The organism is Methylobacterium sp. J-030 (assembly GCF_022829545.1).
Classification (GTDB): domain Bacteria; phylum Pseudomonadota; class Alphaproteobacteria; order Rhizobiales; family Beijerinckiaceae; genus Methylobacterium.
This window is the reverse complement of the sequence record NZ_JAKSYM010000249.1, coordinates 18,110-32,434: the sequence shown is the minus strand read 5'-3', so window position 1 is coordinate 32,434 and position 14,325 is coordinate 18,110. Positions and strand designations below refer to the sequence as shown.

Annotated in this window: 13 protein-coding genes; 8 read left to right on the top strand and 5 right to left on the bottom strand. The window is 70.5% G+C overall.

Translation table 11 applies throughout. The annotated features are described in order from the left end of the window. Window positions 1–174: 174 nt before the first annotated feature. Window positions 175–1,764, bottom strand: coding sequence for a catalase (locus MKK75_RS18090; RefSeq protein ID WP_244043918.1), 1,590 nt, complete (start codon window positions 1,762–1,764; stop codon window positions 175–177). 135 nt (window positions 1,765–1,899) lie between these two features. On the opposite strand from MKK75_RS18090, the gene MKK75_RS18085 reads away from it, so the two are divergent. The 6 genes from MKK75_RS18085 (at window position 1,900) to ilvA (ending at window position 6,601) form a co-directional block, all read left to right on the top strand. Then, window positions 1,900–2,844, top strand: coding sequence for a LysR substrate-binding domain-containing protein (locus MKK75_RS18085; protein ID WP_244043917.1), 945 nt, complete (start codon window positions 1,900–1,902; stop codon window positions 2,842–2,844). Window positions 2,845–2,955: 111 nt separating this feature from the next. Next, window positions 2,956–4,011, top strand: a complete 1,056-nt coding sequence (locus MKK75_RS18080) for an AbrB family transcriptional regulator (RefSeq protein ID WP_409567590.1) — start codon at window positions 2,956–2,958, stop codon at window positions 4,009–4,011. Continuing rightward, a complete protein-coding gene (locus tag MKK75_RS18075; protein ID WP_244043915.1) occupies window positions 4,011–4,358 on the top strand; it encodes a diacylglycerol kinase in 348 nt (115 codons plus the stop codon). The genes MKK75_RS18080 and MKK75_RS18075 overlap by 1 nt, the downstream gene beginning before the upstream one ends. A gap of 94 nt (window positions 4,359–4,452) precedes the next feature. Further along, the gene (locus tag MKK75_RS18070) at window positions 4,453–4,704 is read left to right on the top strand and encodes a type II toxin-antitoxin system ParD family antitoxin (RefSeq protein WP_244043914.1); all 252 of its coding nucleotides are present in this window, start codon (window positions 4,453–4,455) and stop codon (window positions 4,702–4,704) included. A gap of 47 nt (window positions 4,705–4,751) precedes the next feature. After that, window positions 4,752–4,991 carry a type II toxin-antitoxin system RelE/ParE family toxin gene (locus MKK75_RS18065; RefSeq protein WP_244043913.1) on the top strand — a complete coding sequence of 80 codons (240 nt, stop codon included), beginning with the start codon at window positions 4,752–4,754 and terminating at the stop codon, window positions 4,989–4,991. Between the two features lie 23 nt (window positions 4,992–5,014). After that, window positions 5,015–6,601, top strand: a complete 1,587-nt coding sequence (ilvA, locus tag MKK75_RS18060) for a threonine ammonia-lyase, biosynthetic (protein ID WP_279593970.1) — start codon at window positions 5,015–5,017, stop codon at window positions 6,599–6,601. Window positions 6,602–6,605: 4 nt separating this feature from the next. Here the strand turns inward: ilvA and MKK75_RS18055 are convergent, their stop codons facing one another. The 3 genes from MKK75_RS18055 to MKK75_RS18045 form a co-directional block, all read right to left on the bottom strand. Beyond that, window positions 6,606–7,265, bottom strand: a complete 660-nt coding sequence (locus MKK75_RS18055; protein WP_244044004.1) for an MgtC/SapB family protein — start codon at window positions 7,263–7,265, stop codon at window positions 6,606–6,608. 82 nt (window positions 7,266–7,347) lie between these two features. Then, window positions 7,348–8,289, bottom strand: coding sequence for an EcsC family protein (locus MKK75_RS18050; protein WP_244043911.1), 942 nt, complete (start codon window positions 8,287–8,289; stop codon window positions 7,348–7,350). Window positions 8,290–8,314: 25 nt separating this feature from the next. Further along, window positions 8,315–9,703 (bottom strand): AmpG family muropeptide MFS transporter, encoded by a 1,389-nt coding sequence (locus MKK75_RS18045; protein WP_244043910.1) that lies wholly within the window; start codon window positions 9,701–9,703, stop codon window positions 8,315–8,317. A 233-nt stretch (window positions 9,704–9,936) separates the two neighbouring features. On the opposite strand from MKK75_RS18045, the gene MKK75_RS18040 reads away from it, so the two are divergent. Next, window positions 9,937–10,977: a histidine kinase dimerization/phosphoacceptor domain -containing protein gene (locus MKK75_RS18040; protein WP_244044003.1), complete on the top strand. Its 1,041-nt coding sequence runs from the start codon at window positions 9,937–9,939 to the stop codon at window positions 10,975–10,977. 68 nt (window positions 10,978–11,045) lie between these two features. Beyond that, entirely contained in the window at window positions 11,046–11,477 is a 432-nt protein-coding gene (locus MKK75_RS18035) for a response regulator (protein ID WP_244043909.1), read from the top strand. 52 nt (window positions 11,478–11,529) lie between these two features. Here the strand turns inward: MKK75_RS18035 and mutS are convergent, their stop codons facing one another. Beyond that, on the bottom strand, window positions 11,530–14,244 hold the full coding sequence (mutS, locus tag MKK75_RS18030) for a DNA mismatch repair protein MutS (RefSeq protein WP_244043908.1): 2,715 nt from the start codon (window positions 14,242–14,244) through the stop codon (window positions 11,530–11,532). Window positions 14,245–14,325: the final 81 nt, after the last annotated feature.

The following is a 14,325-nucleotide window of genomic DNA, read 5'->3' as shown; positions in this document are numbered from 1 at the left end:
GTGGGAAATCGGCAGCCGCGTCGCCCGCCCGACATCGCACGCTCCGGCACCTCAGCCGGAGAGGGATTGAGTTGGATCGGACTTCTGCCGCCGATACTCCAGCGTCCTGCCCAAAGAGAAGGCCCCGCGAGCGATGCTCGCGGGGCCTCTCGTCAATCGGCGCTTGAGATAGACCTACTCCGCGGCGACCCGGTGGGCCTGCGAGCCGTCCGTGTAGGTCTCGGACTGCAGGCGCTTGCCCGGGGCGGCGCGGCCCGGCAGCGGCGGCAGGGCCTTGGCCTTCTCCAGATCGATGCCCGCACCCTCCGCGACACGCCGGCCGTAATCCTCGTCCGCGTGCCAGAAGTGCCAGACCATCCGCAGCTGGATCGGCTCCGGGCACTGCTTCATGTCGCCGACCAGGTTGGCGATCAGGTCGTCGCGCTCCCAATCCTGGAACGAGCGGTACCGGACGCCCGCCTGGGTGTAGTCGTCCTCGGTCCGCGAGGTCTGATAGCGGCCGAGATTGCCCTCCACCGGCTGGTGATAGTCCCTCGCGGGCTTCGCAGCCTCGCGCAGGCCCTCGGCCAGGGTCGAGGGCTCGTAGTTGATGTGCTTGTTCGGCCCGGTCCCGTCGACCCCGTAGGTCATCTGGCCGTCCCGCTGGTTCGAGTAGACCTTCACGCCGGGCTGCGGCGCGTTGATCGGCAGCTGCAGGTAGTTGGCCCCGACGCGGTAGCGCTGCGTGTCCGAGTAGGACAGCGTCCGGCCCTGCAGCATCTTGTCGTCCGAGAAGTCGATGCCGTCGACCAGCACGCCGGTGCCGAAAGCCGACTGCTCGACCTCGGCGAAGAAGTTGTCCGGCACCCGGTCGAGCACCATGCGGCCGCAGGGCAGCAGCGGGAACTGGTCCACCGGCCACAGCTTCGTGTCGTCCAGCGGGTCGAACGACAGGTGATCGTTCGGGCCGTCCGGCATGATCTGCACGGCGAATTCCCACTCGGGGAAGTTGCCGGCCTTGATGTTGTCGTACAGGTCGCGGGTCGAATGGCCGACATCCTTGGCCTGGATCTCCGATGCCTGCTGCGAGGTCAGGTTCCGGACACCCTGCTTCGGGATCCAGTGGAACTTGCACAGCACCGCTTCACCCTGGTCGTTGACCAGCTTGTAGGTGTTGACGCCCGAGCCTTCCATCTCGCGGTAATTGGCCGGGATGCCCCAGGGTGACTTGAGGTGCGTCACCATGTGGATCGACTCGGGGTGCTGCGCCACGAAGTCGAAGAAGCGCCACGCCTCCTGGCGGTTCGTCACCGGATCCGGCTTGAACGCGTGGATCATGTCGGGGAACTTGATCGCGTCGCGGATGAAGAAAACCTTGAGGTTGTTGCCCACGAGGTCCCAATTGCCGTCGACGGTCTTGAACTTCACCGCGAAGCCACGCGGGTCGCGCTCGGTCTCCGGGCTCTCCTTGGCGCCCGCGACGGTCGAGAAGCGGACGAACATCGGGGTCTTCACGCCGGTCTCGTTCAGGACGCGGGCGCGGGTGTACTTGGAGGCGGGCTCGTTGCCGATCTTGCCATAGGCCTCGAAATAGCCGTGGGCGCCGGCACCGCGGGCGTGGACGACGCGCTCCGGGATCCGCTCACGGTCGAAGTGGGTGATCTTCTCGATGAACTGGTAGTTCTCGAGCGTCGCGGGCCCGCGCTCGCCGACCGTGCGGGTGCTCTGGTTGTCGCGGACCGGATGGCCCTGGCGGGTGGTCAGGATCGGGCGTTGATCGCTCATGCGTACCGTCTCTCCGTATGCGAGGGTTCCGAGGGGACAGCGGAGCCAGCCTGGAACCGTTCTCGTGACAGGTTATGACCCCGGCACGATGCCGAAGCAAATGCATCGTCACAAACACTGTGATAGATGCGGTCTATGAATCTGGCCGGCCTGTCCCTGCGTGACCTGGAATACGTCATCGCCATCGCCGACGAAGGCCATTTCGGCCGGGCGGCGGAACGGTGCAACATCAGCCAGCCGACGCTGAGCGTGCAGGTCCGCAAGCTGGAAACGGCCCTCGGTGTCGTTTTGTTCGAGCGCTCGAAGCGCCGGATCCTGCTGACCGAGGTGGGGCAGGTGATCGTTCGGCAGGCGCGCGTGGTCCTGGCGGAGGCGCAGCGGCTGCTGGCGCTCGCGAGCGAGGGGCGCGGCTCGCCGCTGACCGGCCGCCTGATCCTCGCGGCGATCCAGACGCTCGGCCCCTATTTCTTCCCGCTGGTGCTGCGGCCGCTGCGCGAGGAATATCCGCTGCTGACGCTCTCGCTGCAGGAATCTCGAACCGCCGGGATCGTGGAGGGCCTGCGGGACGGCCGGATCGACGCGGCTCTCGTCTCCCTGCCGGTTGCCCAGCACGGGCTGACGGTATCGCCGCTCTTCGTCGAGCCGTTCTGGCTCGCCTGCCCGGCCGAGCATGCGCTTGCCCGCGGCGGCGCCCTCTCGGCCACCGAGATCGCCGGGCCGGACCTCCTGCTCCTCGACGAGGGCAACTGCCTGCGCGATCAGGCGATCGCCGCCTGCGGGGCAGGTTCCTCGGTCGGCCGCCATGCCACGAGCCTGGAGACCCTGCGCTCGATGGTGGCGGCCGGCACCGGCTATACGCTGCTCCCCGCCCTCGCGGTGCCGTCCGGACCCGATCCGACCGGCCTGACCGTGACACGGGCCTTCGATGTCGATGGTCCCGGCCGCACCATCGCGCTAGCCTGGCGGTCGAGCGATCCCCGCGCGCCCGGCCTGTCGCGCTTGGCGGCCTTCTTCCGGGCGCACGCGCCGCCCGGGACCGCAGCCTGCCGGGACGGGATTGCCCTGTCCTACGAGCCTTGATACCCGCGCGGGGCCGCCGTGCCGAATCTTTGCCGTGACAGGGCCAATATTCCAGTGTAGCGCGCGGCCGAAGCCCGATCTTCCATGCGGGCAAATCCTCCCGCGATCGCCGTGCCCTCCTTCCGCACCCTCGGCCTCTGGGCCGCCCTCGTCGTCGTGTCCGCGGCCGTCTCGTACGGTCTGATGCGCGCGCAGTTCCCGGCGGCGCTGCTGCTCGGGCCGATGATCGGGGCGATCGCGTTCGGGGTGGGCGGGTCGCGGCTCCACGTGCCACGTCCCGCCTTCCAGGCCTCACAGGCGATGATCGGCTGCCTCGTGGCCCACGCCGTCACCGGTCAGATCGCCCAGACCCTGCTGGAGGACGGCCCGCTCATCGTCGCCGTCGTGCTGGTAACCGTGGCGGTCAGCGGCGTCGTCGGCTGGGTCCTCACCCGCCTGCGGGTGCTCCCCGGCACCACCGCGGCCTGGGGATCCTCACCCGGCGGCGCCTCCGCCATGGTGGCGATGGCCGAGGATTTCGGCGCGGATCCGCGGCTCGTGGCCTTCATGCAGTACGTGCGCGTCGCCGCGGTCGTCTTTTCGGCCTCACTCGCCGCCCGCTTCCTGATGGTGAACCCGCCCGCGGCCGGCGCGGCCGGCGGCGCCGAGGCGATCGAGCCCCTGTCCCTCCTGGCGACCCTCGCGGTGGCGGTGATCGGCGCCGGCGCGGCCCTAGCCCTGCGGGTGCCGGCGGGGGCCCAGGTCGGGCCGATGGTGCTGGGGAGCCTGCTCCATGCCACGGGCCTCGTCCGGATGGCCCTGCCGGTGCCGCTTCTCGAACTCGCCTATGCCTGCATCGGTATCTATGTCGGCCTGCGCTTCACCCGCGAGACCCTGCGTTTGACCTTCGCGGCGCTTCCTGGGATCCTGACGGCGACCTTCTCGGTGATCGCGCTCTGCGCCGCCTGGGGCTGGGGCCTGACCCTGCTGCTGCCGATCGACCTGCTCACCGCGGTGCTCGCCACGAGCCCGGGGGGCCTCGACTCGGTCGCGATCATCGCGGTCGGCTCGAAGGCGGACGTCTCCTTCGTGCTGGCGGTGCAGACCCTGCGCCTGTTCGTGGTCCTGCTCACCGGCCCGCTGCTGGCGAAGTGGATCAGCCGGTCCGTGCCCGAGGGGGCGGCCTGATGAACGCCCTGATCCTCGCCTTCCTCAATTCGTGGCGCGGCCTGCGCCACGGGGCGCGCACCGAGCGGGCGGTCCGGCAGGAACTGGTGCTGCTGGCGGTCGGCGTGCCGGTCGCGCTGCTGCTCGGCGAGACCCTGTGGGTGCGCGTCGCGCTGATGGTGAGCCTGCTGCTGATGCTGGCCGCGGAATTCCTCAACACCGCCGTCGAGAAGCTGTGCGACCACGTCCATCCGAGTCACCACCCGATGATCGGCCGGGTGAAGGATCTCGCCTCGGCGGGGACCTTCATGGCGCAGGTGGCGGCGCTGCTGGTGTGGGTGGCCGCGCTGGTCGAGCGGGTGGGCTGACCCAACCGCGATGTGACGTCGTCTCGACGTTGGCCTGTCCCTGGTAACGATCCAGAATCCTTGCCATCTTCCCTGATGCGGGAGGCGGTTCGACATGGCGAACGTGAATGTATCGTTGTCCGAAGCTATGAAGGATTGGGTCGAAGCCCAGGCCACGAGCGGCCGCTTCAACAGCGCCAGCGATTATGTCCGCGACCTGATTCGCCAGGATCAGGAGCGGAGCGACAGTCTCGCGCAGATTCAAGCGCTGATCACCGAGGGGTTCGACAGCGGTATCAGCGCATCGTCGTTGGATGATGTTCTTGCCGAGGCCCGGGAGCGCACGCGGGACATGCGGCGTCCGTGACAATCCGGACGACACGGCGGGCGAATTCGGATCTCGTCGAGATCTACATGACCGGAGCCGCCAAGTTCGGACGCGGGCATGCCGAACGCTATTACGCCGGACTGAGGGCCCTGTTCTCCCTGCTCGAAGAAAGGCCGAAGATGGCCCGTCTTCGTGAAGAATTCGTCCGGCCGGTGCGGCTGTATCCTTATCGCGCGCATGTCGTCGCCTACGTCGAGGAGGAGGACGGCATCCTGATCGTTCGCGTGTTGTACGGTCGTCAGGATTGGACGCGCCATCTGACCTGAACAGGTTCGCCGCTCGCATCTCTCTGCGTAAGGGTCTATCTGCCGCTCATCCCCTCGCACACCGCCCGAGAATCCGCCCCGTGACGGACTACATCCGCAAGATCCTCACCGCCCGCGTCTACGACGTGGCGATCGAGAGCCCGCTCGATCCGATGCCGCGCCTCACGCAGCGCCTCGGTCGCCCGGTGCTGCTGAAGCGCGAGGATCTGCAGCCGGTCTTCTCATTCAAGCTGCGCGGCGCCTACAACAAGATGTCGGGCTTGAGCCCGGACCAGATCGCCCGCGGCGTGGTCTGCGCCTCGGCGGGCAATCATGCCCAGGGGGTCTCGCTCGCCGCGGCCAAGCTCGGCGCGCGGGCCGTGATCGTGATGCCGCGCACCACACCCTCCATCAAGATCGATGCCTGCCGGGCCCGCGGCGCCGAGGTCGTGCTGCACGGCGACGCCTTCGACGAGGCGCTGGCGCAGGCGAAGATCCTCGAAGCCGAGCAGGGCCTGACCTTCCTGCACCCGTTCGACGACCCCGAGGTGATCGCCGGCCAGGGCACGATCGGCAAGGAGATCCTGGAGCAGCATACCGGCCCGATCGAGGCGATCTTCGTGCCTGTCGGGGGCGGCGGGCTCGCGGCCGGCATCGCCACCTTCGTGAAATACCTGCGGCCGGGCACGAAAGTGATCGGCGTCGAGCCGGAGGATGCCGCCTGCATGGCCGCGGCGCTCGCCGCCGGCACCCGGGTCAGCCTGCCCTCGGTCGGCCTGTTCGCAGACGGCGTCGCGGTGCGGCAGGCCGGCGAGGAGACCTTCCGCCTCTGCCGCGCGCACCTCGACGGGGTCATCACGGTCGACACCGACGCGATGTGCGCGGCCGTCAAGGACATCTTCGACGATACGCGAGCCGTGTCGGAGCCCTCCGGCGCGCTGAGTCTCGCCGGTGCCAAGCTCTATGCCGAGCGCGAGGGCGGCACCGGCACGCTGATCGCGATCTCGTCGGGGGCGAATCTCAATTTCGACCGCCTGCGCCACATCGCCGAGCGGGCGGAGATCGGCGAGCAGCGGGAGGTGCTGATCGGCGTCTCGATCCCGGAGCGGCCCGGCGCCTACCGGGCGTTCATCAACGCCCTGGGGCCGCGCGCCATCACCGAGTTCAACTACCGCCACGCCCCGGGCAACGAGGCGCAGATCTTCGTCGGCATCAACCTGACCGACGGCAAGCGCGAGAAGCAGTCGCTGATCGGCTCCCTGCGCGAGGCCGGCTACCACGTCCTCGACATGAGCGACAACGAGATGGCCAAGGTCCATGTCCGCTACATGGTGGGCGGCCGGGCCGTGGGCGTCGCGCACGAGCGGCTGTTCCGCTTCCAGTTCCCGGAGCGGCCCGGCGCGCTGATGAAGTTCCTCGACGCGCTCGGCCCGGACTTCGACATCACGCTGTTCCACTACCGCAACCACGGCGCCGATTACGGCCGCGTGCTCGCCGGCATCGCGGTTCCCCCGGGCGAGCGGGCGCGGTTCGACGCGGTCATCGAGGCGCTGGGCTACCCGGCCACCGACGAGACCGAGAACCCGGCCTACCGCCTGTTCCTCGACGGCGAGACCATCTCGGCAGCGTGACCGCTCAGTCCGCGCCCTCCTCGACCGCGGTGACATCCGGCATCGCCCGCAGCGTCGCGGCGATCTCCGCGACGCTGGTCCGCGACAGGCGCACGAAGGTGACGGTGACGTCGTCGTAATCCGGATTCGCGCTGGGGCGGACCGTGAAGGTCCGCACCCGGGACGCACGCGCGCCGGTGGCCGTCTGGATCGTATCGATCGACATCGTGCCCGTGCGCACGGTCAGCCGCAATGTCTGAACCCGCATCCGGTCGCGCCAGCGCTCCTCGAACGGCTTCACGCCGGCCAGGATGCCGACGATGAGCGCCGTCGTGGCGAGCGCCGGCACGTAGAGCCCGCTGCCGATCGCGAGCCCGATCGCCGCCACACCCCAGAGGCTCGCCGCCGTGGTGAGGCCCTTCACCACCTCGCCGCGCAGCAGGATCGTGCCAGCACCGAGGAAGCCAATCCCCGACACCACCTGGGCGGCGATACGGGAGGGATCGAGCACGATGTGGTCGGCGCCCAGCACGTCGCCGAAGCCGAAGGCCGAGACCAGCATGATCAGGCAGGAGCCGACGCAGACCAGCATGTGGGTCCGCAGGCCCGCTGCCCAGAGGAGGCGCTCGCGCTCCAGGCCGATCACGCTGCCGAACAGCGCCGCCAGCGCCAGCCGCGCCACCATCTCGCCGTTGCCGATCACGACCGCCTCCCCCCGTCCGCACGGCGCGGCATCCGCCGATCCCGGACGATCATGGGCCGGTCTGTCAACTGATCCCGAGCGCGGCCTTCTCGAGCTCGTAGGCCGCGCGCACGGCGGCCGCCCCGTAGGTCCGCTCCAGGCGCCGGACCGTGAAATGGGCGCGCGCCGTCGCCTGGAAATGGTTCATGAAGGCGGTGTTGACGGCCGCACCCCCGAACGCTCCTAGGATCGGCACCGCCTGCGCGGCGACCTTCTGCGACACGACGAGGCCGAACCGCGCCGCGATCTGCGCTGTGAACCGGATCAGCGCGGGGGCGGATTGGTCGAGGAGTGTTTTGCTGCCGGCGTAGCGGGCGGCTTCCGCCAGGGTCTTCGCCAGGGCTGCGCGGACCGCGAAGTAGCCGCTCTCGGTGAGCGCCGAACCCGCTTCCGTCGCCGCCGTCGCCCGGCCGCCCAGGGCGAAGACCTGCACGCAGGCGAGCGCGCCCTCGGGCGTCCCCAGATCCTCGCCCTCCTCGCGGGCGATCTCGGCGATCGAGCGGAGCATCAGCGTCGTCGAGACCGGGAGTTCGACCGCCAGGGTCGAGAGGCCGAACGCGCCGCCGAGGGCGCCGGAGAGTGCGGCAAACGCCTTGTGCTTGGCGTCGCCCGAGCCGAGGAGCCGCGTGATGCGGCTCTCCGCCTTGGCGGTTGCCGTGCCGACGGCCTCGCCCGCCGTGGCGGGCGCGAGTTCCGCGCGGGGCAGCGTCGCCAGGGCGACCCGGAGCGCCCCGCGCATGGCGGCCTCGGTGCTGCGGCTGACCACCTCCGTCACGGGGGCCGGCAGCGAGCGCCCGATGATGTCCAGGGGGGCCCCCGCGGCCGCCGAGAGGCGCGCCGCCAGGCTCGGCCGCTCCAGCGTCTGCACCGCCCGGCGCAGGGCGGCGAGGTCGGCCTCGCTCAGTGCCGTCTCGCGGGCCACCGTCGGCAGCGTCGGGTCGGCGCGGGTGATGTCGGTCGTGGTCATCCAAGGATCCCCGGATCTGTTCCGGTCACGCGGCCCCCGGGGCGCGCGCCGTGGAAGGAAGTTCTGCGCCCGTCGCACGGTTCCCCGCCGTGTTCGGCAGTCGCGCCGATGGCGCTTCGGCATCCGCCCTGCCGCTGCGACGGCCCACGGCGAGGCCGAGCGCCAGCACCGGAATGCCGATGAGCGATGTCAGCACGAAGAAGGCCGGATAGCCGATCGCCGCCACGATGAAGCCCGAGGCGCCCGCGATCAGCTTGCCCGGCAGTGCGTAGAGCGAGGAGAACAGGGCGTACTGTGTCGCCGCGTAGGCTGGGCTGGTGAGGCTCGACATGTAGGCGATGAGCACGATGCCCGCGAAGGAGCCGCAGAAGTTCTCGATCGAGATGGCGACCGTCAGGCGCCAGATCTCGGGGGCGCCCGCCGACAGCCACGCGAAGGCGAGGTGCGAGGCCGCCGCCAGGAAGGCGCCGAGCAGCAGCGTCGGGAACAGCCCGAGCCGGGCGAGCGCCCAGCCCCCCGCGAAGCCCCCCGCGATGCCGACCCAGATGCCGTAGAGCTTGGTGACGGTCGCGATCTCCTTCAGGTCGAAGCCGAGGGTCCGGTACAGCGGGCTCGCCATCACGCCGGACAGAAAGTCGGGCAGGCGGTAGAGCGCCACGAGCAGCAGGATGCCCCAGAGGGCAGCCCCGAACCGCCCGTGCAGCTCGGTCAGCGGCTCCAGCACGGCCCGGCGCATCGACCAGAGCCGCGAGCGGTGCGTCGTCTCGACCACGGCGGCCCGGGGGGTGTCGAAGGCCGGCGCCAGCAGGGCTGCGACCATCCCCACCAGCATCAGCGCGGCCATGATCAGGTAGGCCAGCGTCCAGCCCCCGGAGGCGGCGATGAACAGCGCGCCCGCGCCGGCCGTGATCAGGCCGAGGCGGTAGCCGAGGTTCGAGGTCGCCGCCAGAATGCCCTGGAAGTCGCTGCCGGCGGCATCGATGCGCCAGCCGTCGATGACCACGTCCTGGCTCGCCGCGCAGAACGCCACCAGGAACGCCCCGAATCCGAGCAGCGCGAGGCTGGTCTTCGGATCGGAGACCGCCATCAGGACGAGGCACAGGGCGACGGCGGCCTGGGTGGTCACCATCCAGGCCCGTCGCCGGCCCAGCCGGGCGCCGAGGACGGGGACGTTCAGCCGGTCGACGGCCGGCGCCCAGAGGAATTTCAGCGAGTAGGGCAGCGCCACATAGCTGAACAGCCCGATGGCGCGCACGTCGATATCCGAGAACGCGAGCCGGAGCGTGAAGGTCCCGAGGACCAGCAGCAGCGGCAGACCGGAGGAGAAACCGAGCGCGAGCATAAGCACGATGCGCCGGTCCTCCACGATGTCGCGGAGCCGGAAACGGCGCGAAGCCTGTGGCTGGTTGCCCATGGCATGGAACTCCTGAGCCTCGATGGCCTTGATCCCGCGAAATCGTGGCAACTGTGCGCCGCGGTGGGCTCGCTGGATTGTGATGCGGTTCCGAGCGATCTTGATCGCCGCTTGCTTAAGGGAATGTCCATGCCCCGAGCTTCGGGACGTGGAGGGATTCAGCGGACGCGTAGCGTTACAGAGTGTGGAATGATGCGGTGAGTGCCCGATCCGAGCCTGCTCCGCCGCCGGCGATGCTGGTCGATGCGTTCTCCCGCAGCCCGTCGCCGATGGTGATCACCGACGCGCGCGCCCCCGACAATCCGGTCGCCTGGGTCAACGAGGCCTTCCTGCAGGCCACCGGCTACGAGGCCGCGGAGATCGTCGGGCGCAATTGCCGCATGCTGCAGGGTCCGGCCACCGATGAGGCCACCGTGGCGCGGATCCGTGCCGCCGTCGCGGCGGCCGAACCGTTCTCCGTCGAGCTGCTCAATTATCGGAAGGACGGCACGACCTTCTGGAACGCGATGACGATCACGCCGGTGAGCGACGCGCAGGGCGTGGCGTTCTTCTACGCCGCCCAGGCCGACATGACCCATGTTCATCAGCTCGAAGTCACGATGCGCGGCACCAACGACGAGCTGGAGCGCCTCGTCGATGCCCGAACGCACGCCCTGAGCGCGGCGCTCGAGCAGAAGACCGCGCTGCTGCACGAGGTCGATCACCGGGTGAAGAACAACCTTCAGGTGATCTCCTCGCTGATGCTGCTGAAGGCCCGCCGGACGCCCGAAGGCGAGGCGCGCGACGCGCTGCAGGGCATGGCGGAACGCATAGGGGCTCTTTCGACAGCGCACCGGCTGCTCTACTCCGAGGGCGACTGCGCGCATTTCAATCTCGGCGATTTCGCGTCCGAGTTCCTGGCCGACATGAATGCCGGCCTCGACCCGGAGCGGCACCGGATCGAGGCCGATGTCGAGCCGATCGCGGTGGCGGCCGCGATGGCGGCACCGCTGGCCCTGCTGATCCACGAACTCACCGCCAACGCCCTGCGCCACGCCTTCCCGGACGCGCGGGAGGGGCGGGTCTCGATCGCGGCCCGGCGCACCGAACGCGGGATGCATCTCACGATTCAGGATGACGGCGTCGGCCTCGCGGCGGCGCCGCCGAACCCGGCGGGCTTCGGGCGCAACCTCGTGGAGATGGTGGTGCGGCAGATGCGGGGCACCATCGCCTGGACGGATCGCGGGCCGGGCACGATCGTCGAGATCGATATCCCGTTGCAATCCGCATCTTGAGTCTTCGGCGCGGACACTCCACGCTCCCGGACGCGTGAGCGTCGGGGACGCCGGGATACGGAGAGCCCATGGGGACCGGGAACGCGGGCGCCGCGCTGCGCATCCTTGTCGTCGAGGACGAGGCATTGATCGCTCTGGAGCTCGAATGCCTGCTGGATGATCTGGGGCACGTCACCGTGGGCATCGCCGGCAACTCGACCGAGGCCATCGCGCTGGCGCGCTCCACCGCGCCCGACGTCGCCCTGGTGGACATCCACCTCGTTGACGGCCCGACCGGCATCGAGGTCGCCCGGGCGCTCTCGCAGGACCGGCGCACCACCGTGGTGTTCATGACCGCCAACGCCAAGCGCATCCCGCGGGATTTCGCGGGCGCCATCGGGGTGATCGCCAAGCCCTATTCCGAGCGGGTGGTGGCCAGCACCCTCGACTACGTGGCCGACCGCCGCGCCGGCCGCGGCGAACCGGCCTGTCCGGACGGTTTCTTGCCAGCGCCGGGGTGATGTCTTCTCGGGACGATGTCCGCGGCTTCCCCTCCCCCGCGGCGAGCGACTTTCATCCGCTGCCCGTCCGCTCGCGCTTCAGCCGATACAGCGCATCCAGCGCCTCGCGGGGCGTCAGCGCGTCCGGATCGATCGCGTCGAGCAGGGCGCCGAGCGGATCCTCGGGTGGCGGCTCCGGCGGCGGGGGCGGGGCCAGGGCGGCGAAGAGCGGAAGGTCGTCGATCCGGGCGCGGGCCGGACGCCCGCGTTCCGCCTTCTCCAGACTCTTGAGGATCGACCCGGCCCGCGCCACGACGCTGCCGGGCAGTCCGGCGAGCCGCGCCACCTGCAAGCCGTAGCTGCGCTCGGCCACCCCGGGTACCACCTCGTGAAGGAACACGACGCCGTCGCGGTGCTCGGCCACCTTGAGGGTCGCGTTCTCCAGCCGAGCGAGCCGGTCGCCCAGGGCGGTCAGCTCGTGGAAATGGGTGGCGAACAAGGCCCGGCAAGCGTTCACCTCGTGGAGATGCTCAAGGCAGGCCCAGGCGATCGACAGCCCGTCGAAGGTCGCGGTGCCGCGGCCGATCTCGTCGAGGATGACGAGCGAGCGGCGGGTCGACTGGTTCAGGATCGCGGCGGTCTCGACCATCTCGACCATGAAGGTCGATTGCCCCCGGGCGAGGTCGTCGGCGGCGCCGACGCGGGAAAACAGCCGGTCGATTCGCCCGATCCGCGCCTCCGTGGCCGGCACGAAGGCGCCCATCTGGGCGAGCACCGCGATCAGTGCGTTCTGGCGCAGGAAGGTCGACTTGCCGCCCATGTTGGGGCCGGTGATCAGCCGGATCCGGCCGCGCGTGTCGCCGGACAGGTCGCAATCGTTGGCGATGAACGGCTCGCCTGCCCGGCGCAGGGCCGCCTCGACCACCGGATGGCGCCCGCCGACCACGACGAAGCTGAGCGAGTCGTCGACCAATGGCCGGCGCCAGTCGAGCTCGACCGCGAGCTCCGCGTGGCTCGCCGCCACGTCGAGGCCGGCCAGCGCCTCCGCGACCTCGGCGATGCTCTCGGCCTGTGCCAGCACGCGGGCCGCAAGGTCGTCGAACACCGCCGCTTCGAGGGCGAGCGCCCGGTCGGCCGCCCCCGAGATCTTGGATTCGAGCCCGCCCAGCTCGACGCTGGTGAAGCGCATGGCGTCCACCATGGTCTGGCGGTGGACGAACTCGCTCTGCAGCCCCTTGAGGCAGGCCTCGCCGACGGATTGCGGGACCTCGATGAAATAGCCCAGCAGGTTGTTGTGCTTGATGCGCAGGGTCCGGCAGCCGGTCTGCTCGGCGTAGCGGGCCTGGAGGGCGGCGATCACCTTGCGGGAATCCTGGCCCAGCGTCCGGGCCTCGTCGATCTCCGGGTGATAGCCCGCGCGCACGAAGCCGCCGTCGCGCCGGCTCAAGGGCAACTCGTCGGCGAGCGCGGCCCCCAGCGTCGCGATCAGCGCGGCGTCGGCCTCCGCCAGGTGGTCGGCGAGGCGGGCGAGGTCCTCCGGCAGATCCGGAACGGCGGAGAGGCGCGCGCCGAGATCCGCGGCAACCGCCAGACCCTCCCGAATCGCGGCGAGGTCCCGCGGCCCGGCACGGCCGAGCCCGGTGCGCGACAGGGCGCGGGCGAGGTCGGGCGCCCGGGCAAGCGCATCGCGCAGCCCGGCGCGGAGCGACCCGCCCTCCGCGAGATGCGCCACGGCCGCGTGCCGCCGGGCGATGGCATCGAGGGCGGTCAGCGGACCCGCGAGGTGCTCGGCGAGGAGCCGCGCGCCGTTGGCCGTCACGGTCCGGTCGATCGTGGCGAGCAGGCTCCCCGTGCGGTCGCCCGACAGAGTGCGGGTCAGTTCGAGGTTGGCGCGGGTCGCCGCGTCGATGGCAAGCGTCGCGCCCGCATCCTCCCGGGTCGGGACCGCGAGTGTCGGCCGGGCCGCGAGCTGGGTACGGGCGATGTAGAGAAGTGCCGCCCCGGCCGCCGCGATCTCGGCCCGGGTGAATTGGCCGAACCCCTCCAGCGTCGAGACGCCGTACTGCTCGCGGATGCGCCGCTCGGCGGCGGCCGGTTCCAGCTCCGCCTGCGCCAGGGGGACGACCGCCGCGCGGCTCTCCTGCCAGATCCGCGCGAGTGCCGGATCGGCGTGGATCGCCTCGGACAGGACGATCTCCCGCGGGTCGTGGCGGGCGACGGCGCCGGCGAGGTCGCCGCCCGCGACCTCGCTCAGAGCGAAGCGTCCGGTCGAGATGTCCACGGCCGCGAGCCCGTAGGCGACCACCCCCTCCCCCGTCTTGCGGCGGCCGATCGCCAGGAGGAGGTTGGCCTGGGCCGGGTCGAGGAGCCGGTCCTCGGTGATCGTGCCCGGCGTGACGAGGCGCACGACCTCCCGGCGCACCACCGATTTCGGGCCGCGCCGCTTGGCCTCGGCCGGGTCCTCGGTCTGCTCGCACACCGCGACCCGGTGGCCGAGGGCGATGAGGCGGTTGAGATAGTCGTCGGAGCGCTCGACCGGCACGCCGCACATCGGGATCTCGGTCCCGGCGTGCCGGCCGCGCTTGGTCAGCACGATGCCGAGCGCCCGGGAGGCGATCTCGGCGTCCTCGAAGAACAGCTCGTAGAAGTCGCCCATCCGGTAGAACAGCAGGCAGTCCGGATTGGCGGCCTTGATCTCGATGTACTGCGCCATCATGGGCGTGGCGCCGGCCGGATCGAGGCCTGGGGCGGTCGGCGGGTCGGCGGGGCGGACGGCGGTTCGGGCCATGGCGCGTCTTAGCAGAGCGTGACCGCCGAATCAGGATCGCGCACCGCCGCGGCTGGGGAGAAGCCGCGGCGGCGGTGGATA

What these genes read in the sequence shown, in the direction of transcription:
- MKK75_RS18075 (WP_244043915.1), top strand. Translation starts at nt 4,011, where the DNA reads ATGAACGCCCTGATCCTCGCCTTCCTCAATTCGTGGCGCGGCCTGCGC.
- MKK75_RS18085 (WP_244043917.1), top strand. Translation starts at nt 1,900, where the DNA reads ATGAATCTGGCCGGCCTGTCCCTGCGTGACCTGGAATACGTCATCGCC.
- MKK75_RS18065 (WP_244043913.1), top strand. Translation starts at nt 4,752, where the DNA reads ATGACCGGAGCCGCCAAGTTCGGACGCGGGCATGCCGAACGCTATTAC.
- MKK75_RS18040 (WP_244044003.1), top strand. Translation starts at nt 9,937, where the DNA reads ATGCTGGTCGATGCGTTCTCCCGCAGCCCGTCGCCGATGGTGATCACC.
- MKK75_RS18055 (WP_244044004.1), bottom strand. Translation starts at nt 7,265, where the DNA reads ATGGTGGCGCGGCTGGCGCTGGCGGCGCTGTTCGGCAGCGTGATCGGC.
- MKK75_RS18090 (WP_244043918.1), bottom strand. Translation starts at nt 1,764, where the DNA reads ATGAGCGATCAACGCCCGATCCTGACCACCCGCCAGGGCCATCCGGTC.
- MKK75_RS18035 (WP_244043909.1), top strand. Translation starts at nt 11,046, where the DNA reads ATGGGGACCGGGAACGCGGGCGCCGCGCTGCGCATCCTTGTCGTCGAG.
- MKK75_RS18050 (WP_244043911.1), bottom strand. Translation starts at nt 8,289, where the DNA reads ATGACCACGACCGACATCACCCGCGCCGACCCGACGCTGCCGACGGTG.
- MKK75_RS18045 (WP_244043910.1), bottom strand. Translation starts at nt 9,703, where the DNA reads ATGGGCAACCAGCCACAGGCTTCGCGCCGTTTCCGGCTCCGCGACATC.
- mutS (WP_244043908.1), bottom strand. Translation starts at nt 14,244, where the DNA reads ATGGCCCGAACCGCCGTCCGCCCCGCCGACCCGCCGACCGCCCCAGGC.
- MKK75_RS18070 (WP_244043914.1), top strand. Translation starts at nt 4,453, where the DNA reads ATGGCGAACGTGAATGTATCGTTGTCCGAAGCTATGAAGGATTGGGTC.